Origin of the sequence: Paenisporosarcina sp. TG-14 (assembly GCF_000297555.1) — a bacterium.
Taxonomy (GTDB): domain Bacteria; phylum Bacillota; class Bacilli; order Bacillales_A; family Planococcaceae; genus Paenisporosarcina; species Paenisporosarcina antarctica.
Genome location: NZ_AMGD01000070.1, coordinates 1 through 22,414 on the forward strand (window position 1 = coordinate 1; position 22,414 = coordinate 22,414).

General features: G+C 38.9%; 14 protein-coding genes and 1 riboswitch. Of the genes, 6 read left to right on the forward strand and 8 right to left on the reverse strand.

The features are described 5' to 3' along the window. Positions 1–199: 199 nt before the first annotated feature. From C406_RS0116715 to C406_RS0116725, 3 genes are read left to right on the forward strand one after another with little or no spacing between them, the layout of a single operon-like run. Entirely contained in the window at positions 200–604 is a 405-nt protein-coding gene (locus C406_RS0116715; RefSeq protein ID WP_017381803.1) for a zinc ribbon domain-containing protein, read from the forward strand. Positions 605–631: 27 nt separating this feature from the next. Continuing rightward, positions 632–985, forward strand: coding sequence for a DUF2085 domain-containing protein (locus C406_RS0116720; RefSeq protein WP_026045737.1), 354 nt, complete (start codon positions 632–634; stop codon positions 983–985). A gap of 38 nt (positions 986–1,023) precedes the next feature. Continuing rightward, positions 1,024–1,326 carry a zinc ribbon domain-containing protein gene (locus C406_RS0116725; RefSeq protein WP_017381805.1) on the forward strand — a complete coding sequence of 101 codons (303 nt, stop codon included), beginning with the start codon at positions 1,024–1,026 and terminating at the stop codon, positions 1,324–1,326. A gap of 356 nt (positions 1,327–1,682) precedes the next feature. Here the strand turns inward: C406_RS0116725 and C406_RS0116730 are convergent, their stop codons facing one another. From C406_RS0116730 to C406_RS0116750, 5 genes are all read right to left on the reverse strand, one after another. Further along, positions 1,683–3,158, reverse strand: a complete 1,476-nt coding sequence (locus C406_RS0116730; RefSeq protein WP_017381806.1) for a protein adenylyltransferase SelO — start codon at positions 3,156–3,158, stop codon at positions 1,683–1,685. 1,395 nt (positions 3,159–4,553) lie between these two features. Continuing rightward, a complete protein-coding gene (locus tag C406_RS19970; protein ID WP_017381807.1) occupies positions 4,554–4,958 on the reverse strand; it encodes a hypothetical protein in 405 nt (134 codons plus the stop codon). A gap of 142 nt (positions 4,959–5,100) precedes the next feature. Next, complete coding sequence (locus C406_RS19975; protein WP_017381808.1) at positions 5,101–5,997, reverse strand: HNH endonuclease; 897 nt, start codon at positions 5,995–5,997, stop codon at positions 5,101–5,103. A 265-nt stretch (positions 5,998–6,262) separates the two neighbouring features. Further along, entirely contained in the window at positions 6,263–12,007 is a 5,745-nt protein-coding gene (locus tag C406_RS0116745; protein ID WP_017381809.1) for a pullulanase, read from the reverse strand. 1,191 nt (positions 12,008–13,198) lie between these two features. Continuing rightward, the gene (locus C406_RS0116750) at positions 13,199–14,173 is read right to left on the reverse strand and encodes a N(5)-(carboxyethyl)ornithine synthase (protein ID WP_026045738.1); all 975 of its coding nucleotides are present in this window, start codon (positions 14,171–14,173) and stop codon (positions 13,199–13,201) included. Positions 14,174–14,629: 456 nt separating this feature from the next. Then, positions 14,630–14,715, forward strand: a riboswitch (cyclic di-GMP riboswitch). Positions 14,716–14,783: 68 nt separating this feature from the next. Between C406_RS0116750 and C406_RS0116760 the strand changes: the two genes are divergently transcribed. Together C406_RS0116760 and C406_RS0116765 are read left to right on the forward strand one after the other, a co-directional pair. Continuing rightward, positions 14,784–15,332, forward strand: coding sequence for a WxL domain-containing protein (locus C406_RS0116760; RefSeq protein ID WP_017381812.1), 549 nt, complete (start codon positions 14,784–14,786; stop codon positions 15,330–15,332). 126 nt (positions 15,333–15,458) lie between these two features. After that, positions 15,459–16,481 carry a DUF916 domain-containing protein gene (locus tag C406_RS0116765; RefSeq protein ID WP_017381813.1) on the forward strand — a complete coding sequence of 341 codons (1,023 nt, stop codon included), beginning with the start codon at positions 15,459–15,461 and terminating at the stop codon, positions 16,479–16,481. A 260-nt stretch (positions 16,482–16,741) separates the two neighbouring features. Here C406_RS0116765 and C406_RS0116770 read toward each other — a convergent pair whose 3' ends face one another. The 3 genes from C406_RS0116770 to C406_RS0116780 form a co-directional block, all read right to left on the reverse strand. Continuing rightward, the gene (locus tag C406_RS0116770) at positions 16,742–17,422 is read right to left on the reverse strand and encodes a DUF421 domain-containing protein (protein ID WP_017381814.1); all 681 of its coding nucleotides are present in this window, start codon (positions 17,420–17,422) and stop codon (positions 16,742–16,744) included. A 484-nt stretch (positions 17,423–17,906) separates the two neighbouring features. After that, entirely contained in the window at positions 17,907–18,677 is a 771-nt protein-coding gene (locus C406_RS0116775; RefSeq protein WP_017381815.1) for a TerC family protein, read from the reverse strand. A 648-nt stretch (positions 18,678–19,325) separates the two neighbouring features. Beyond that, positions 19,326–21,263 (reverse strand): LTA synthase family protein, encoded by a 1,938-nt coding sequence (locus tag C406_RS0116780; RefSeq protein ID WP_192812625.1) that lies wholly within the window; start codon positions 21,261–21,263, stop codon positions 19,326–19,328. 199 nt (positions 21,264–21,462) lie between these two features. Here C406_RS0116780 and C406_RS0116785 point away from each other — a divergent pair, with 199 nt between their 5' ends. Continuing rightward, on the forward strand, positions 21,463–22,233 hold the full coding sequence (locus C406_RS0116785; protein ID WP_017381817.1) for a hypothetical protein: 771 nt from the start codon (positions 21,463–21,465) through the stop codon (positions 22,231–22,233). Positions 22,234–22,414: the final 181 nt, after the last annotated feature.

Sequence of the window (22,414 nt, forward strand, 5' to 3'; positions counted from 1 at the left end):
CCCATGCTGGGCACACTAAAAAAGAGTAGCATTCATCTGAATGTTACTCTTTTTTCAGTTCATATTTATCTCGATTTTGTACTTATTTTCATCCCTCTAAGACGAATAATTCCTTTAAAATATACATATAAATATTTTCGTTTTTGTATTCTTATTATGTCTATTAGATAAATATAATATAGTAAGAAGGGGGATAACAATGCATTGTACTAATTGTAGTGAGACAATTTCTGAACAAGCTGAAATCTGTCCTAAATGTGGTGTTCGCACCTTTAAGGTCAAAAAATATTGTCATGGTTGCGGTAAAAGCGTTAATGAAAATCAGGAAATTTGTGTAGCTTGTGGTATTAGTTTGAATGGCACGAACGTCGAAAGAGAGCCTTGGTTAATGGCGGTCCTGTCGTTTCTAATTCTAGGGTTAGGGCAAATCATTATGGGTCAAACAGCAAAGGGTTTAACCATTCTTGCTGTAGGGTTCTTTATTGGATTTATAACGGTCGGTATTTCAAGCTTTATTATTGTACCTATTTCTGTAATCGATGCGTATTTAATTGCTAAAAAGAAGAAAGACGGAAAAGTGGTTGGAGAATGGGAGTTTTTCTGATTCTTACAGTCAAGTGAGGTGAAATGAATGGATAGATTAACAAGTTTATTATTTATGTGTCACCGCATACCTGAGCGTTCTTTCTTTTATAACGGTAAGCAGTTTCCTATTTGTGCAAGGTGTACAGGAATTATGTGTGGCTACATAATAGCAATCATCTGCCTGGTTTTTGTTGTATCTTTTTCTTTCTTATTTTCTATTTTATTACTCGTACCCATGACAATTGACGGTACTGGCCAACTTTATAATAAGTGGAAAAGCACGAATAGTAGAAGGTTTATTACAGGTTTATTAGCAGGTGTTGGAATTATTTTGTTTATAGTAAATGTCACAGTGTTTAGTTTTAATCAAGGTCAGAACTTATATCAATTATTTTTCTAGCTTATTCATACTATGTTATTACAGATTGGGGGATTTTTATGTATTGTCCACATTGTGGTGAGCAAATTGATACTCAAGCTGAAATTTGCCCTAAGTGCGGAGTTCGTGTTAGTAGCATAGGCGAAGATAAGCCAAATATTGCCGTTAACATACTTTCATTTTGCTGTGTCCCACTATTAGGCATTGTTTTGTTCTTCGTTTGGAAGGATAGCAAGCCTGTAGCTGCAAAATCAGCACTTATTTGGGCATTAGTTTCAATTGGTATATGGATTATCATTTCTCTTTTGTTTGGATTCTTTAGTGCAGTAATAGTAGAAGAAAGTGTATATCGTATTGATTAGAAATTAAAAAGATGCTCTTGAATGGTGCAAAATTTAAATCACAACACAAAATGACTACCAATTCATAATTGATTTGGTAGTCATTTTTTATTTAGCATTACTTGGTTTACTTGCTTCTTTTGAAATATTTACTTTCCAAGAAATAATAGTAGTGCTATCCCTTACGTTTTCACTTTGGATTTTTAACAATAATGTTCGAATACCCTCTTCATCTTGTATTCAGATCTGGGAGGTATTGATTGCGGATAGAGAAAAGTCGTAAAAAATGCACCCCAATTGTTAGTTGTCTCTAACAATTGGAGTGCATATTATATTCATCTCTGTTTTCTAATCAGGCGTAATTTACTGTATTTTTATCATGTCCCACAAAAAGTTTGGTAGGGAATGGTTGATTCCGTAGGCACTGCGCAGTATTCAGCCTGTTCGGGTGTGTGCGCGAAGGGATTTGCAAGAACAGCAAGTAGCCGCTCCATCACGCTGTTGTCACCATTTTTCACTGAGGCTTCTAATGCCGCTTCTACCAGGTGGTTCCTAGGAATTAGTGCAGGATTACTGTTTCTCATCAACTGATGTGAGTCAGCTTTCGTTTCCTGCTGCTTGCCAAGTCTCGCCTGCCACATTTCATTCCACTTAGAAAATTCAACGGTGCCAAACAGGACTGTTTCCTCCATCGTGTCAAAAGTCAATGCGAGGAAGGTATTGGTATAGTCTGCCTCATACTTCTTCATCATACTCAGTAGGTCTTCAATAAGGGTTTCATCCTGTTTCTCTTCGTTGAAAATTCCTAGTTTTGCTCTCATTCCTGCAAACCAATTTGCGTGATAGAACTTATTAAATTCTCCAATCGCATCTGTGGCCATTTTGATTGCCTTGTCCTGATCATCATCTAATAGCGGCAATAACGTTTCTGCAAATCGTGCGAGATTCCATCCGCCAATATACGGTTGATTGCCATAGGCATAGCGACCTTGACGGTCAATGGAACTGAATACTGTTGCTGGATCATAGGCATCCATGAAGGCGCAGGGACCATAATCAATGGTTTCTCCGCTTATGGTCATATTGTCGGTGTTCATCACCCCGTGGATAAATCCAACCAATTGCCATTTAGCAATGAGCGAAGCTTGACTTTTAATAACTGACTGAAGGAACGATAAATATCGATTGTCATCAGCTTCAACTTCAGGATAATGGCGTTTTAGTGTATAGTCAGCCAGTTCCCGAACTTCCTCAATTGAGCCAAAGTTTGCAGCGTATTGAAAAGTACCGACGCGAATGTGACTGGCAGCTACACGGGTCAGAATTGCACCAGGTAGTTCCGTTTCACGGAGTACTGATTCGCCGGTTGTCACCACTGCTAGGCTACGAGTAGTAGGAATATCAAGGGCATGCATGGCTTCGCTAATGATGTATTCGCGTAGCATCTGTGCAAGTCCTGCTCGACCATCGCCACCTCGAGAGTAAGGCGTTCTACCTGAACCTTTGAACTGAATATCAAACCGCTCACCATCAGGAGTGATTTGCTCTCCAAGTAAAAGAGCTCGACCGTCCCCTAACATATTGAAATTGCCGAATTGATGTCCCGCGTAAGCTTGAGCAAGCGGAGTTGCGCCTTCTGGAATTTTGTTTCCAGCAAGTTCCGCTACACCGTATTTGCTTTGTAGCGCATCTCCGTTCAATCCAAGAGACTTAGCCAACGAAGAATTAAACATAATCAATCCTGGTAATCGTACAGCATCTGGAGTGAAGCTAGTGAAAAATACTTCAGGCAGACGTGCATAACTGTTGTCTAAGTTCCATCCTGATTCTATTATTTCTTTTTCGTTTGTCATTGTATCTCCCCTTGTTCTTTTGTATTTGTATTTGTATATCCTAGTTTTTTCTTTTAAGTAACACCTAAATCATAGGAATCAACGCAAAGCAGTCACTTTTAGTGTCTTCTTCTGCCAATTTATTATACCCTTTCCATACCCTATTTTTTAATTAGAGACTCACATCAAAATTGGATTTGCGGAAATTTTTCACTGTGAGTAAGACTTTAGATTTCAAGGTATTTACTCATAACTTAATTATACAGAAGGTGGCTCTATTTTTTGTCCGAAGAGGCTCGAAAATCTGACACAGGTGACTCATTTCATGGCTGCCTTTCAAAATCCTTAAAAGGAAGAAAACATAACCGGTGGCAGATCAAACTCTCACAGAACATTTTAATAAATGATTTACCACTGTATCGGTTGTGGTTTCCGATTCGCTTTGGACGGCACACCTGCTGCATCATAACCTAGGAAACGCAAAGAATCGTGATGTGACCTTGTCGCATCACGATTCTTCTTTCTGATAGGCAATCTTGCGGCGGGTGAGCGTCCGTCGCTCGCCTGCAACCTTCACGTACATTGGTCTTATATTTTGGTCTACTAGTGAATAGACACTTACTGTCTAGAAAGTAATCGGCCGAAGATGCAATTTCGGACGATTGTATCTGACTATAAAGGATTATTCTGCGTTACTTGAAAGAAGGGTTTCACATACTACATAGGTTGCAACACCCTAAAACTTTAAAGTAAGAAAAGTTAAACGGCGGCAGACGTAGACACAAATGTTTGTTATTTGTGGCTGCGCCTGAACCCGTGGAGGTAGTTTCTTTAAAGACTGCAGCCAGCCAATCGCTAGCAGTATGATTTTTTCCGGTGCAGAGACACAATTGCACCTCAAATTGTGGCTCGCATCTGGGATCGAACTCTCGCGGAACACCCGAAAAAATATTGACCACTGTATCGACGGTGGTTTCCGGCTCGCTTTGGACGGCAAACTACTGCATCATAACCTAGGGAACGTAAAGAATCGTGATGTGACCTTGTCACATCACGATTCTTCTTTCTCATAGGCAATCATTGTGGCTGATGTGCGTCCTTCGCTCACCTTCAAGCTTAAAGTGTACAGTTCTTTGATTTTGGTTTACTAGGGAATTGACACTTACTGCTTAGAAAGGAAGCCGCCGAAGATACAATTTCGGCGGCTTTTTTCTAGCTTTAAAGGATTATTCTACTTTCTTAGAGAGAAGGGTTTACTGTCTTGAAATTTTAATAGAAAGAAAATATATACGGCAGCAGAATGCAGTAATGCTTGGAAACCTAGGACAACCGATATGCTTAATTCCGTAGAGGTTAGTTTCGAGTAAAGAGTGCAGCCAGCTATTCGCTTTCAGTATGACCGTCCTGACTATCCATTCACACATACTTATTGATTTCATCCCAAATTTCGATTGATGCAGGAAAACTAAACTTTAATGAAGTCACATTGAAGGGCTTGGCAAATGAAGAATCGGATTTCCGGATGATTGATATCATTTTTTTATAGGGAATGGCTTCGATATATCCATAGAATTCATTCAATGCCATATAGTATTCAGCATCCGTTTCACAAAGATCTTCTTTCTTATTTACCTCCCCATCTGCTATTCCCCTTGCAATAACCCCTATACCATTGCTATACAGTAACACTTTGTCTTCCTTTTGAATGTATTTAATCTCTTTTTTCGTGCTACGGTAAGCTGCACATTTTTGTTCAACAATCATCTCCTGCTCATAGCGTTGATCGGCTTGTTGATTTGTATTAATGATGAATAAATTCATGAACATCCTCCTGATAGCATTTATTTTCTATTATTTACTCGAATAATAAGCAGAAAGAATAGATTGGATCATAGGACACATTTAATCTATTTACAAGTTTTAATTCCAATCTCACCACCTTCTATATTTTTCGTATTTCTTATTAATAAAAATCCATCAATCTATCTAATTCAATATCAATTTTACATTTCAGCAGTCGATCTCTTCTTTGAATATATAACTTCTCAATCATAGGTCTAATATCTTCCTTAGTTGCATGATGCACCCTTTTATGACATAAGGGACATAACGATAGAATGTTTGCTTCAACATCTATACTGTTACTAAACTCATCTTGGAATTCCATGGGAATTAAATGATGTGCTTCCACATAATTCTCATATGAAATTTTGGATATAAAATACACATGTGTAGAATCATATTCACACGTATAGCCACTGTTAACAACCGCACTTTTTGCTGTTATGATATTTCTTCCCCAACTACTAGTGATGGCTTTTACATTCTTAGATGGAATATTTCTAGATTGATCAACAATAATAATGGACGATTTTATCTTAATCTTCTCAATTTTCTCTTGAAAAACCTCTTCATCTTCTAGTGGAACATCCACTAACCGCATGTTTTTCTCAACTATTAATTTTTTGAAATCATTATAGTAATCAGTACTCAATTTTTGCATAGATTGGTTAAAGCCCTTAAAGTTTCTCCATATCACTTTCATTTCTTCACTTGTAATCGGTTTGAAAATAGTAATTGATAGTGGATCAAAAATATAGAACCCATTATATCCATTTTCAGTTCTTTTATTGTATATACTTATTTCTCTTAAAAGTGCTGAAGCAACTAAACAATTTTTATACTGAAATAAAACCAAAGTTCCAATCGGTGTATCCATTTTACTTTTGTATTGGAATAAAAGGTTAGGAAGTTCAACTTCAAACCAGTTCTGCATATCCTCTATAGAATAATAATTAAATGTAGCATCTTTTTCGGACATAGGCATCACGCGTATAGCTGGTACTTTGAATTCATTCATAACTAAGTCTCCAATCTGTCTACTATTATTTCAATAACATCTGCACTATCAAAAACCGACTAAATACAACATTCACATTACTTTACATTCGATAGCATAAGCTCTTTTTCCTGTTAAATTGTGGGTGGACTACAAATAATTTATAATTATCTTGGAAAACGAAAGAATTATTTTCTGCTAGATCAAAAAAAACGGCTGAAGATGTAAATTCAGCCGCTACAACTCACTATTCAAGTTCCCTGCGCTAACAATATAGGATCCAAATTCAATCTGAAATCTTAATCATTTTAGGTTTTCCAGCTGCCGGTGGTGAAACAAGTACAGATACACCAGCCCCCTTTTTATTTCCTTCCTTTGGTTCTTTTGGTTTCTTTTCTTTCTTTTCTTTTTTTTCTTTCTTCGATTTCTTATCTTTCACTGGTTCTTCTGTTGCCTTTCTATCTAACTTAATCACAACAGTTGTTAACGGTTCAATCGTTAAGGTATTTTTCGTTAGGGTAAAGCCTGATTTTTTAGAAACTGCTTTTGTTCCCGCTTCATCATTGTCTACTAAGATCATCCCATCGGAGAAGTCGTATTCTCCTAATGTTAACGTGCGGGCTTTGTTATCTGCATTGACGAATACATAGTAATTACCCGTTTTGTCAGTAGAGATATTTTCGTACGCAATGACTAAGTCGGAATCTTTCACTTCAGGGAAGTTGAGTAACGATACATTTGTATCAATCAACTCTTTTTCACCTAAGCGGAAGGCATTGGTTGATTTTCTTAAGTCAATTAATCCTTGTGTGAATTCTCTAGTTGTTGCATTGACTGCATATTCTTTTTTGTTCGTTGCTTTCTCCCAATCAAATTTATTGATGGCATCTGAAGAGTCATAGGAATCATGGATGAAATAGCCAAATGGATTCCCATCAACATCTTTAAATTCATGATATTTCTGTTCGGGTACGCCTTCACCTAACCATTGCTTCGTTCTGCCATATTCCTGGCCTGCATGGAGAAATGCCGTACCTTGAGATGTTAATATCATCGAGTTTCCGATACGCATCCGTTGATGAATTTCCAGGTTGTTTTCAGCAATTGCGGGATCCTTTTTAATGGATTGAGCAATGACATCATATAAAGGCAAGTTGTCATGTGCTGCGATGTATTGGACCATATCGCCCGGATCATCATCTGCCGTATTCGAAGGCTGCCCTTTAATATTATTGAAAATTGTTTGAACATCTCTTGCGCCACCTGTTAAAAATCTTGGCTCTCCTTCTGAACCGAAACCAGATTTTAGTTCATTGCGGATTTCGTCAGAGAATACCCCTACGTCATCCGTTTTGTCCATCCAATCCTGGTCTGCCCCCATTCCTGCAAGTGCTGGATCAGCTATATGACCTGCAAATGTTCTCCAACCTTCGCCAATAAATAAAGCATCCGGATTGACAGAAGCAGCTGCATTATATGCGTTTTGAATGGATGAATACGTTGCGTCACCCATCATATCAAAGCGCATGCCATCAATCTTGTATTCGTCAAACCAATATTCCACTGAATCGACCATAAGCTTTTCAGCCATTGTGTGACTTGTTGCTAAGTTGTTACCAAAGCCCCCAAGGAAGTTACCTTTCGCATCTTGGTACGCATAGTAATTTGGCACAATGTCATTTAATTGACTAGCTTTTGCCATATGCGTGTATACCACATCAAACACCACACCCATACCAGCTTCATGGATGGCATCGATTAATTCTTTCAGCTCTTTTACGCGTAGCTCGGGATCTGTAGCATCCTCTGAATACGCACCATCTGGTGAGAAGTAATTATGAGGGTCGTATCCCCAATTGTATTCATTGCCACCCGCTGAATAATCGAGCTCTCTTTCATCTACGTTGGTTTCATCACCAAAGTACCAAGCCATAACCGGTAGTAATTGAACATGTGTAACACCTAAGGATTTAATATAATCGAGCTTTTCAATAAACCCTTTATACGAACCCCATCTTGATGTTAAATCTTTTTCTATTGAAGGATCCGACGTAAAGTCTCGAACGTGAACCTCGTAAATCACTGCATCTTCACGTTTTTCATAGCCATCAATAGAAGCATGACTAAATCCTTCAGGGTTTGTGCCGCTTAAATCAACGATAGCTGCTTTACCAACGTCATCGCCGTCAGGACCAGCTACCCCTTTTGTATTAACCGTAAATGCTGCCATCGATTTTGCGTAAGGGTCTAATACTTTTTTCGTTACGCCATCATTTGTTACTTCGTATTGATAGTAGTAGCCTTTAAGATCAGTAACAGCCAGTTCACTTGGGCTGATGTTTTTTGACCAGACCCCTTGCTCGCCGAGTGTTAACTCCACACTGCCAATTGCAACAGTAGCATCGTCTTTATCATAGAAGTTCGCCACTACTTTGCTTGCTTTTGGTGCCCATAATTTAAGTGTCGCATTGCCATCTTTGTATGTTGCACCAAGATCATCGCCATCATATGCATACATCTTATCGATCATTCTCCAGCCTATAGTTGCTGAAACCGTTCTACCTGAGTGCGTAATAGACAATGGTAGTTTATCTAAATCAAATGTTGCTTTTACTTCAACCGTTTTATCTCCAGTGATTTCAACACTGTCAACTTGAACAGCCACTCCGTCAGAATCTTTAATAGCTAACCCTGCTTTTAAGCTTTCACCAGTTAAACCATCTGTCATCGTGAAGCCGAGTAGTATGGTATCTTCGGAGATGACCTCACCTGAAACAATTCCATTTGCTACTTCCCCATAAGGAGAAATATAGACGGTATCATCACCTTGCTTAATCCATAAATGATTATACCTATCTAGTAAGTTGAAAGATTTATCGTCTGCATCTTTGTCTTGAGTCACTTGATTGACGATCAAGAAACCAATTTCCTTTGCAGCTTCTGTCAGTTCGATATCTGCATATGCACCATAACGATCTATCCCGTCAAAATCTGTTGCATCTGTTGGCCAAATAACAGACGGTGCTGCTACATCGCCCCAGTTCCAAACGCCAAATTTGTCATAGTCTGCGTTATCACGCGTGTAATGAATACGCACTGTATTTTCAGGTAGATCAATTGGTTCGTACGTATATACTTGATCCGAACCTTGTTTAATCCAAATTTCATTCATCTCTGGCGAAGAAATGGGTAAGCCTTTATCTCCACCGTCTTTACCAGCGTCACCGCCCGTTATATCCATAACAAGGAAGCCAATATTTTTCGCGCCTTCAGCTAGTTCAACGTCAATGTAAGCCCCATAGCTGTCCGTTTTTTCAAACATAGTTGCACCCACTGGCCAGTTTGCCGATGGTGAAGCTACATCGTTCCATAGCCATGCGCCATAGTTTTCATAAATATTGTCCGTCCGATTATAGTGAATACGGATGTTATTCGCAGGAATTGGTTCCACTGCGTCTCCTCCACCGTCACCCGTAGCAACCGCACCCGTAATATTTCCACCTTCAACTGTTAATAAGACAGTACCCCCATCAGCATTCGAAGGAAGTGGTACATTCATTTCTCCAGCTTCATTTGCTGTGTAAACCTCTCCAGAATAATAATCCGTCACTACAGCATCTTGTGAATCCACCGTTACTGTCACGTCTTTTGCGTCTTCAGTAACGTTCAATCCGACATAGACAGATTGACCATTATAGTCACGTGAGAATAATAAGAATTTATCTGTATCAGAACCACCTATAAAAGTTCTTTCCCCTTTAGCAAACACTTTTGAATGCTCACTTCTAAAATTAAGAATCTTAGTGTAGTGATCTAACACATCATTATTTTCTACTTGATCCCAAGCAAAATCATAGCGGTTATCGTATTGCGGGTAGTTATTGGCACCAGTTTGCCCAAGTTCTTCCCCGTAATAAATAACTGGTTGACCTTTTGCAGTTGCTTGAAGGGATGCAGCAACTTTTAGCTTGCCTTCATCTCCAGCTAATGAATGCAGGAATCCATCTTCATCATGACTGCCTAAAAACTGGCCAAATGTTGCGGTATTATCCACTTTTCCATTTCGAGTAATAAGCGCGTCATTTACAGCTTCTAGATCGCCATTAACAAATGTGCGGGCTGTATTTTTAAACTCAAAGTCCAATAAAGAATCCATCATGCCTGTTTCAAGGTAGCCTAGGCTATTATCAACATTTGCTCCCCAAGCTTCACCAATCATCTTAAACTCAGGCATCTTGTCAGTTAGCGCATTTTTGAAGTTCATCCAAGTTGCATCTTCAACATGCTTCACAGTATCTACACGGAAGTAGTCAATCGTGTTACCTTTAGCTGTCGTCGCTTCATCAATCCAACTCGTTTGCCAATCAATAATTTGGTGACGGACTGCAAGGTCTTCAGTTTTGAGATCAGGAAGTCCAGCTAATTCACCAACAACCTCATCCGTTCCAACATCTGCTCCTTGACGGACCATATCGCTAAATCTAGACCGATCTTCATCCGTTGGGAAACCTAAAGGAGGATTATCCATGTTTCCATCTAATTCTTTCAAACCATAGCCTGTATGATTTAACACCACATCCACCATGATTTTCATATCACGGTCATGTGCTGCATCAATTAACTCATGAAAATCTTCCATTGTTCCAAAGTGTGGATTTAATTTCCCGAAATTACTAGCCCAGTAGCCATGATAGCCGTAATATGGGTCAACAGATGTACCGTTCGTTTCGACAGAGCGCACATCATATTTTATATTTTCTACAATTGGGCTAATCCAAATCGTATTGACACCGAGATTATCTAGATAATCTAGTTTTGTCGTAATCCCTTTCAAATCGCCACCTTGGTAAGTACCACGCGCATCGGTATCATAATTAAGATCATAAGGGTCGTTGTTACTCTCATCCCCATCAAAGAATCTGTCTGTTAGCATAAAGTAAATCACAGACTCGTCCCAATCAAAATCAGACTCTCCTGTCGATTGTCTCGTTTTCACTTCCACTTCAGCTGATCCTTCATAGGTGTTTCCATATGAATCCACCACGGTTAATGGAATGGTTTTCGTTCCAGCTGTAATGTCGTCATCTACTGCAATCGCAATCTCTTTTAAGGATGGATCAATCTCCAATTTAGTTGACTCGCCTAAAGAAGAGGCATCTACAAAGATTTTGCTAATTGTAATTCCGTCTATCAATCCTTGAATATCAACAGATAATACAGCATTTTGATTGTAGTCAATAGCTGCTGGTTGTACTGATCCTAAAACCGTCAAATCAGATTGAAGGAATTCAATCGTTGAAACTCCATCAACTGTATTGTAAGGATCACTTACTTCAGTTGTGACGCCATCTTTTGTTACAACATATGTGTATGCTGTTTCACCATTTGGAATGTTGTTGTATGAATATACAAATCTCTCATTCTCTGGCTCATAGGTCATTTCATTCGTTTGTCCATCAAACTTTAACTCTACTTTTTCAATCGTTTCCATTTCATCGTTAGTGAAAAGGGCTTTATCACGGTAATAAAACGTCGCGTTCCCTTGGTCAATAACAGGAGCTGAGCCATCCGGAACAATTCTAATTTCCTCCACCCCACTTGTAATATAAGCTTTTGTCAGTGAATCGTTGTTATTCACTTTAATAAAGCGATCCCCAAACTCTTTTTCTGCGGTATTCCAATCATCAGTACTACGGAGAACAAATCCAAATTGTTCCGTTTCAGGAGCAACGGCAATATTTACAGTTGCCACGCCACCCTCATATGATTCAAAATTGATTTGATCATTTATTACACCTGTATTCCAGGCCCAAATATTCCAAGCACCATATGTTTGATCTTCACGCATATAAGTGAAACGTACATGTCGTTCAGAAGTCTCCGCTGTTTGAACAATTTCATTTTCAATCGTATTTGTAGAATCTGAGGCAAGTCCTTTTTTAGCTGGTATAAAAGGTAGCCATAGACTCAAAACCATAATCATTACCATAAAAATCGAAAATTCACGTTTACTATTCTTTGTTATTTTCACTCACTGTTTCCTCCTCTTTGTCTTCTAGTAGAGTAGTAGATTAATTCAGGGTATCCTCCATTCTTCGATTAGACATCGTTCACTTAGTTATTGTGAAACCGTTTGCGCAAATAGATGAAATTTGCTTACATTCTGCAATAAGATATGGTCTCTTCTAGTTGAATGTTTACAGTGCTTGAGTTTATGATAGCGTTTACATTTGATTACATGAAAAATATTACAGTAGTTTTTAGTAAATCGCAACAATAAATTTAGAATATTCAGAATTAGTTTTACTCTTTGGGTGGCACCTTTTCCTCTTTTGGTACCTGTGCATTTTGGGCCAAATAGTGCCACCCGACTTAAGTGCACAAGAAACAAGTAACGATGCGCGAGTAAAGTTAGGCACCTGAAGGTTTCCGGCTCACTCTGGTCGGCACACCTGCTGCACCACAACCTGGGGAACGCAAAGAATCGTGATGTGACCTTCTCACATCACGATTCTTCTTTCTGATAGGCAATCTTGCGGCGGGTGTGCGTCCGTCGCTCGCCTTCAACCTTCACATGCATTGGTCTTTTATTTTGGTTTACTAGGGAATGGACACTTATTGCTCAGAAAGGAAGCCGCCGAAGATACAATTTCGGCGGCTTGGTGCTATCTATAAATATCATTCTGCGTTACTCGAATGAAGGGTTTCACACACTCTACCGTACCTGTGTAAGACACCAATGTCCTTCAATTTGTGGCTTACACAGGCACGAAAAAATACGCTCTTTTGTGATTCCTAAAACATATTGTTAATAAATGTTATATGCAACAATCAACGTAAATATAAAGGAGTGAAGTAAATGACACGAAGTGGTTACTTAGGATGAGTTTAACTAATTACTCTCTATTAAAAAGGATAGTAAGGTTTATAGTCGATTTTCAGTAATACATATTGCTTTACTTAAAAGTCTGATATCACTCCGTATCAGTTTTTTTATGTAGGAAATTTCGCAGTTGTAGTAATCTTTTTCTAATCGTCTAATTTCATGACGTATAAGTTTCATAGGTGGAACGTCCTCCTTGTTATTTTTTCCTCTATTTCTTTGTGTTTACCACTTAATTCATGAAATTAAACCGTTTGTCCCGAATACATAAATAAAATGAAAAAAAGGAGGTAAGTGAAAGTCTCACTTTGCTCCTTTATGAATTATTTTCAATCAATTTTATTGAACCAACAAGCCTCTAGCTTCTCTGAATTCCTTAATATGTTTATCAAGGATATGACCTTTGTCGATGACAATTGCTTCACGAACCATATCCGTCCAATTCCCATCAGAGAGCATGTCTACCATTGTGCAAAACTCTTCGCTCAACACTTTTGTAACGGTATGTGGAAACATGGCAGGCGTATTATCGACTGTATAATGGATCACGCCATCCACCGTATAGACCGGATCATCAATAGTCGAAGGACGGGAAGTCTCGATTTCTAAGTTAGGATCGCAACTTACATCGACAATCATCGCACCGTTTTTAAGGCTTTTTAAATCTTCTTTATAGATGATTCGATCTGTTCTGCTAGTATCCCACATTACGCAGTTAACGAGAACATCATAATCGTTCATATTTTTTCTGAATAAGGATTCCAATTTTCTACCGTAAACGTCAACATCTGCGCCTAGTCCATGGAGAATTCTTAGAGCCCCTTTTGCTGTATGGCCATTGCCTAGAATCGCAACTTTAGTTTCATAGGGCATCTTGCCACAGTATTGGTAAGCTTGGAGTATCGCAGCTTCTCCAGCAATTTCTCTGTTGCGATAGAAGATATATCTCCCACCATCAAACATTTCTTCCCAGGCCATAACGGTATGATTTCCTGCTAATACTGCATCTGTAAATTTGATGTCTTGAACTGCATGTGCCCACCCAATTAATAGTTTGCCAGGCGGCAACTTATCAAAGTAATCCGCATCGCCTAATTTAACATCGACAATCGCGTCGCACTCCAACACACGATCTCTAGAAACGATATGTACGCCAGATACTCTATATTCTTCATCCGAATAGCCTAAATCAGACCCATATCCTTCTTCAAAATATAACTGGTCTACACATTTAATGTTTGGTAAATCCTTTGGAAGTAGCGCTCTTCTTTTTTCATTGTTCTTATGACTTATGACAAACCCTAGTGTATACATAGCAAAGCCTCCAGTGATGATCTCATCACTATTCATCTTACCATATACCGGAAAGAATATGAGCATTTTGAAGTTACGGGTGGCACATTTCCCCCTTTTGGTACCTGTGCATTTTGGGTACAAAAGTGCCACCCAATTTAAGAGGACAAGATACTAACTAACGAGCCTTGGTTATACAGGGTTATTTAGAACTACATATTCTACAATTGTTTAAAATTCACCCTTATTTACCTTTTTGCTTGTTTCGTAGGTACTATTACCTTTAAATATTCAGTTAATTTAGTAGTTATAAAATACTACTTTTAAAACTTTTAATGAGATAATTATATTATTTAATAGTAAAATATAGGTATTATATCTGTTTTGAATTTTATGCCTATAGTATATATTTATCTTAACAGATATGAATTTGTCGATAGAGAGAGAGAGAGAGAGAGAGAGATTTGACAATTCTTTATTTGAAAAAGGCAAAAATGTCGAAAGACGTTGACGCAAAGCTGCAGGTCTACGGTTTTACAAACTATGACGGCTGGGTTGCTAAGAGTGAAGAGTGATAGTTATCATTTTAATAAATCTTTTAACCCTGACCAACAATCAGGAGGAAACAATAATGAATTCAATTTTCAAGAAATTAGTAACAGGAACGGCAGTATTAGCTTTATTGATGACAGCATTTGCATCGGCTTCATTGGCTGCTACATCTGAAGTAACTGGTGGTAGCCTTGGAGATTCAGGAATAACTGCTACAAATTTTGAGGCTGTAACATTAGATGGTACAACTCAAACGGTTACAGCTCAAATCAATTCGTTTACTATTACGGATGCAACAGGTTCTGGTGCTGGTTGGAATGTCTCCGTTGCTGCAACTCAATTTATGGATGGTACTGGTCTAAAACCATTGGCTGCAGGCGCATTAGGTTTAGCTGCTCCTGCTGTAACCTTAGTTGAAGACAATTCAGATCCAATTTCCACAATAACTACATCATCTGGAATAATTGATAATGGAGTTGCAGTAGAAATATTATCTGCAGCTTTAAATGGTGGAAAAGGGAGTTATAGTATTGCGTCAATTCCGATGACATTAACTCTAATGCCTAAAGAAGTTTATGCAGGTACTTATACTTCTACAATTACTACATCACTTACAACTGGACCTTAATCATTTGGAAATTTTAGCCATGTCTCAACTGACATGGTTTTTTTTGATACTTTGTTGTCTCAACGCCTTTACGTGTAATTAATCTAAGCAACATTAACATGCAGTTATCCATACAGGAGGAATATTATGTTTATACGTGTTTTTGCAATGATCGTACTTATTTTTAGTTTGCCAATATATGCTGCTGCAGAATCTCCAAGCTCTATGCAAGTAGAACCTATATTTCCAGAGAATCAAGTGCCTGCAACAAAAGGTTATTTTGATGTTGATGTCAAACCTGGAGAGCAGCTTACTCTTTATGTCCGTTTGAAAAATAGTGATAAAAACCCGATCACGGTGCGTGTTCAAGGGGCTAACGCATATACGAGTCCAACCGGTGGCATTCTCTATGAACCAGAAGTAGATTCTGATGATGCTATGCTACTTGAAGATGCCGTACGCATGACTGATTACTTAGAAGTAGAAGAAAGTGTCGAGATTCCTGCTGGTGAGTCGTTCGAAGTGCCAATTCAAGTGACAGTTCCTGAAAGTGATGGGGAAACGTTGCTTGGAGGAATTCTTTTTACACAAGAAGATGAAGATGAAGACGTTGAGGAAACTGGAAAAGACGAAGCTAAGTTTGTTGTGAAGACTGAAACTAGGTATGCAATCGCAATTAAGCTGAACCTTGAAAACAAGTCTGAGCCTAATTTTTCTTTAGGAAAGGCCGGTTTTATTTCAGATACTGCAAAAGTCTTTATTGAAATGAAAAATGATGCTCAATTGATTCAAGGAGAAATCGAAGGGTCTTACTCCGTTTTGGATAATGAGGGAACGGAGCTGTTTAAAGGTGTAATGAATCCTTTTAAGATGGCGCCAAAGTCTAAAATTAGATTTCCTTTTGCTTGGGACCATGAAACGCTCGAAGATGGAACTTATACATTAGCTATAAAAGGATATGCTGGGAAAAATGAATTTTCAACTGAAGAAAATTTTACCATTTCAAACAAAGAAGTTCAGGAATATGCTGAAAAGACAAATCCGGTTGCTGAACTCAAACAAGGTATACCAACTTGGGTGTGGATTGTTGGAGCAATTGTCTTTGGAATCATTATGTTTTTAATGGGAAGAAGGAAGAAACCAACAGCTAAAGACACTCATGTCCCATAAAACACAGCCTTGGTTAAAAAAATCGCATTATTAACGACAATGGCATCTACTTATTGCTTCAGGAATTGCGGGTGGCACCTTTTCCCCTTTTGGTACCTGTGCATTTTGGGTACAAAAGTGCCACTCAACTCAAGAGGACAAGAAACAAGTGACAATGCTTGGTTATAGCTGGACACATGAAGGTTTCCAGCTCGCTTTGGAACGGCAAATTCCACTGCATCATAACCTAGACAGTAAAAACTAACATACATTGCACCAATTTAATCCTTAATAGGCTGTACAAAAAGACCGTCTCCTTGAAGCCATTCGGCTATAAAAACATCTTTGTAGTCAGTAATATTTTGAGTATTTAATTGTGATTTTAACCAAGATTCATTAAACCCCAAATCAATCATTTCATCCCATAAAACTTCACCATCTCTTATTAAAGTGACTGGAACATAAACTGCTTTTGAAGTCATATTGAAATCTTCCTGAGCAGTTTTTTGGTACTTTGATTTCTTTAAAATACTAATCGATCCGTTCGCCTCTAAATAACAGTAGGCAACTTCACGAATAGAAAAGGTTTCACTTTGTCTAAGTAGACTTTGTAACTGATTAATATTCATCCTATTTTTCCTTAACGATTCTCGATCTACGATTCCATTTTTGATAAGTGCAGAAGGTTTCCCTTCAACCACACCCCTAAATGCAAGGAATTTTTGACTTAGATATTCAACAGAAAAAAGTAATCCCCCCCAAATGGTCATCGAATAAACAATATAAAATACTCCTGTTTTATGATCATATAAAGCATTTCCTAGTAGTTCGCCCAATACAATAGCTGCAATAAAGGTAAAAGGAGTAATTTGATTAATGATTTTTTTCCCTACAAACTTAACTATTACGAAAAGTAAAAAAAATCCAATTATAAGTTCAATTGTTAAGTCCATGATTTTCATTTATTTACAACACTCCGTTCATCTTTAATCTGCCCTAATTATTGCTTGAATATAATCTACAATTTTAGCTATCCATGTAGCGCAAAAACAACACTACACCTCAGAGAATGAAAATGGTCAAGCCCCCTTAAAACGGTGTATATAAACGTTATATGAAAAGACGAAACCCGATATTTTAGCTCGATGTAGATATTATTTCATTGCGTTCCTCGAACTGTTATTTAGACAAAATTCTGTATTAAACTAAAAGAAAAATTTCTTCTTTTTAAACCGTTTTGGATAATGATAAAAGAGTCAATGATCCTTTACATACAAAAAACGCCCGAAAATGTAATTTCGGACGCCGGTAAAATTTGTATATAGATTAGAATGCCAACCTCATGTTCGCCACAATAGCAGATTGGAGAGATCATTTAATTAGGGTGTGAATTATTTAAGTACCTATAATAAAAATGCTCTTGGAAAACTGCTTTTTAGTTTACGATTAATTGTTTTCTATAGGCTTCCGGTCGTTAGATAGGAACCAACCTGCTACAGCAATTCCAATTAGAACGAAGTAAAAGGTTAGCTTCCACTCAAGCGAATGTGCAAAGTCATATGAGATAACCCCTACATCTGGATGTCCTAATGTTAGAACGACAAGCTTAACACCAACCCATCCGACAATTGTAAATGCAGCAATTTCTAGACCTGGCCTTGAATGAAGTAAGCTCACAAAATAGTTTGCAGCAAAACGCATGATGATTAAGCCGATCAAGCCCCCGGTAAATATGACGAGGAACTTACCACCATCCATGCCGCCAATCTTCGGAAGATTGGTATTAGGAAGTGTTATTGCTAGGGCGACAGCAGCTAAAATTGAGTCAACCGCAAAAGCGATATCTGCCAATTCTACTTTGAAAACCGTAAACCAAAAACCGGATTTCTTTTTTTCTTTTTCTGCTTCATTTTTGTCCTTTAGTTTATTGAAATAGAGTTTCCTCAAAATATGATTAAGCGCGATGAATAAAAGATAAAGAGCTCCTATTGCCTGGACCTGCCACACATCAACTAAGAATGAGATAACGAATAATGAACCAAAGCGGAACACAAATGCACCTGCAAGTCCGTAGAACAAAGCTCTTTTTCTCTCTGCCTCAGGGAGATGCTTAACCATAATAGCTAATACAAGTGCATTGTCTGCTGCCAATAACCCTTCAAGTAATATTAAAACGAATAACACCCATCCATATTCCAGTAACATTGATATATCCATATAAAATACCTCCCAATTAATTTAAATTCCATTACTTGCTTTCGACGTGTCATGATAGTCAATTATTGACTATTTCAGTGCCTACTATGCAACCACTATTGATTGATTACTCCAGGATCGCTGATTAAAATAATTATCCATGTTCATATTAGTATCAAATCTAGTTCCATGACTAGATTCAATCGGGTACCTCTTTTATCTGATCTCCTTTCACATAATCTTTACAGTTAGTTGATTTATTCACTCAATTGGTCCGTTTCCATTCACTAAAAAAAACCTTTGCCAGAAAACGGCAAAGGTTTTTAAAAATAAAAAGACCTTTACCAATTGGTAAAGGTCTTGCTAACAACGAAATCGTTGCCAACAAAGCCGGGAGATTAGAAACCTCCGTAATGACGACCCTGCTGTAAAAGCTACTCCCCTTTAGGAGAACTGTTATTCAACTAATTATTAATACTATATTCTAAGAACAACTCCAATGTCAATTTAATTCTTTTTAATTTTTTACTTTGTGAGAAAACAACAAAAATACGAATCATCATCTAGACCATATGGTAGTGTGTTTCTATAATTGAAACTTTAATTATGTTTAATAGAGTACTAGTCTGATTAGTTTTTAGAGGTCCGCTTTTGAAGCAGGCTGCAAGTTTACTTCTCAAATCTATTAATCAAATTGCCCTCTAACACATCATCGGACATTTTGAGCTCTTTCACCCCTTTGTCGAATGGCGCGCGGCATTGTTCTGTGGGCAAAGTCTCCCCGCTTTCCCGCTCATAGCAGCTGCCATTGTCGTAGATGCCGTCAGAAGAGGTGATGAACGTCAAATCACCGGTGATGAAGGAGCCGTCACGGAACGTCACCTTCCGCTCTTCCCCGTTCCAAAGATTGCTACCAATCCATTTTCGTCCGACCGATGGAGCATCGATCAGGTCGAGAAGGGTCGGTGCGAGATCCAATTGACTGCCGGTCTGGTCAAATTGTTGCGCCTCATCGACTCCGGGAATGTGGAAGATGAGCGGAACTTTTTTATTGGCTTCGAAATAGGTTTGCTGTTCAGCGGCGTCTGCAAACTCACTGAAAGCTGGGTCATCTGCGGTCAAGCCGGTACTGTGGTCTCCGAATATGACCAGCATGGTATCATCCCATAGCCCCTCTGCTTTCAAGCGATCGACAAAATTGCCGATGGCTTGGTCGACGAAATGGATCGAGTGCAGGTAATTGCGGAAATGGCGCTTGCTGTATTCGGCATAGCCGTCCATGTTCAATACTTTATGTTCATCCGGCATTTCAAATGGATGGTGACTCGTCAGCGTGATGATATGCGAATAGAACGGCTCTTCCATGTCTACCATCTTGTCGAGCGATTGTTGTAGCATGGCGTCATCATTGATGGCCCAGCCGATCACTTCGTCTTCTTCGAAATCACTTTCGCTGAAGAACTGGTCGATTCCAAGTTGCTTGTACATGATGTACCGGTTCCAGAAACTCGGTTTATACGGATGGAAGACATTCGTGCTATAGCCTTTATCCTTCAAAATCTGCGGTAACGAATCGTATTCATTTTCCGCGTAGAGCATATAAGCCGAGCCTTTCGCTGTCGGATACAGCGATGTATTCAACAGGAATTCTGCGTCCGATGTCCGGCCGACACCGGTCTGTTCGTAAAATTCCGGGAAATAAATGCCTTCTTCTGCAATAAGACTATTGAGGTAAGGGGTGATTTCCTGGCCGTTGATCTCCCGGTTGATTACGAAGTCCTGAAGCGCCTCCACCTGAAGGACGATGACGTTCTTGTCTTTAGCCATTCCTGAATAAGGGCTAGCTGCAGGTGCCTCGTTTCTCTCCTCGAACCAGCTTGCGACAGATTCCACTTCTTCTTCGGTATATTCTTTTTTATTGATAAAATTATCTTCGGTATAACGTTGGAGGTTCGCCCCATGGAAGCCTAGAAGCCCAGTGAAATTATAGACTCGCATATTAGAAATGAGTTTATTGAACTGCCAAGCGCCGCCGTTTTCCATCGATTTATTAAAAGGAATGAAAGTGAGCTGGTAGCCGATTACTAAAACAAGCAGGCCCGTCAATAATTTGGGGATTAACAAAGGCTTTGCTGGCTGATGATTTCTCGTTTTCCTAAAATAATAGATGAGCAGCGGAATCATCAGCAGAAGGTCGATAAAGAAAATCAGGTCGGTCCAGCTAAACAAGGCAAAGACACTCTCCCCAACATCCCCGAGTTGCTTCATCTGCATCAATACGGTAATCGAGATGAGGTCCTCAAAATAGCGGAAATAAATCACATCAGCCAATATGATGAAGGACAGCAGCGCATTGATGATGAAAATGGCGAGGAAACGCTTGCGGCCATGGAGGAACAAGATCCAAAATGTCGACAACAGGATCGTTCCGACACTGACCATGATTACCCCTTCAAAAATCCGCAATTCCGTTTCCGCTCCGAACAGCCAGTTGAAAAATTCCTTCAGGTAGTCAATAGGCATCAAGGTGACGAAGATTGTACCGCTCACCTTTGCAAATATGTATAATTTCAACAACAAGATGAATAAAAGAATCATGAAATCCATCTGTTTTAACATAAAACGAAATACTCTTTTGGTTACTTCCATCAATTGAACATCCTTTTCCAAGTTCTTTACTGTTCAATATTTTACCACGTGATGGACAGCAAATGGATAAATTCCTAAATTATACTAGACCATACCATTTGCCAGCGATACACTAATAAAAGAGCAAGTATCACCCAAGAAAGAAAGGATCACCCATATGAAAATCAAAAATATATTCCTGTTCTTAGTCGGCCTATGCCTGTTCGCTATCTCCATCCCTTCGAGTGGCATCATGCTGATGGAAGTCATATACAGAGCTGAAATGGTCAATACATACAATATCACCGAACTCAACGGGATGTTTGAAGGGGCCCCGGCAAGTTACGACTTTTCCGGAAACATGATCTCCACAACCCACGAGTTGAAAGATGAACCCCCTTATTTGAATGGTTCGGACAACCTCGTCTATCCAGCTGATATTTCAATTTCTATTAACGGCGACATTATAGAAGTATTAGAAAGATACCCAGTTAAGCTAGAAAGAGATGGACTTAATCAGAAAGGGCTTAGCCAATACACCCATTACCTGTCCTATTGGCTAATTGAGAATCAGAAATCCGGCGAGAATTTCTTTGCCGTCACGCTTCAATTAAACGGCGCAGATACGAAACAGATTAAAGACGGCATCATGGATGGTTTTATCCCGCCGGATGAAATCGAATACGAATTATTGACTGTTCAGGAAGACGGAACTGTGGAGAAAGACTTCTTCACCTACCAGGACAAAACCAAATTGCAGACTCAATTGATTACACCGATGTTCGCTGGCCCTGCAGGTTATTACACGGATGACCTGACAGGCTATCCGTCTGCGATATTCCCGCTGATCTATCCATTCCTGACGACACTAATCGGAATCATCCTAATGCTCGTCTATTTCCCATATAAAGTGGTTTTTAATAGAAGGAAACCGAAATCGATAAACTGAAACTCACAATGGGTGGCACCTTTCCCCTTTTTGGTACCTGTGCATTTTGGGTACAATAGTGCCACCCAGTTCAAGATGACAAGAAACATGTGACGATAGGTATATGAAGGTTTCCGGCTCGCATTGGACGGCACAACCGCTGCATCATAACCTTGGGAATAATCGAGTAGGAGGGAGTGAT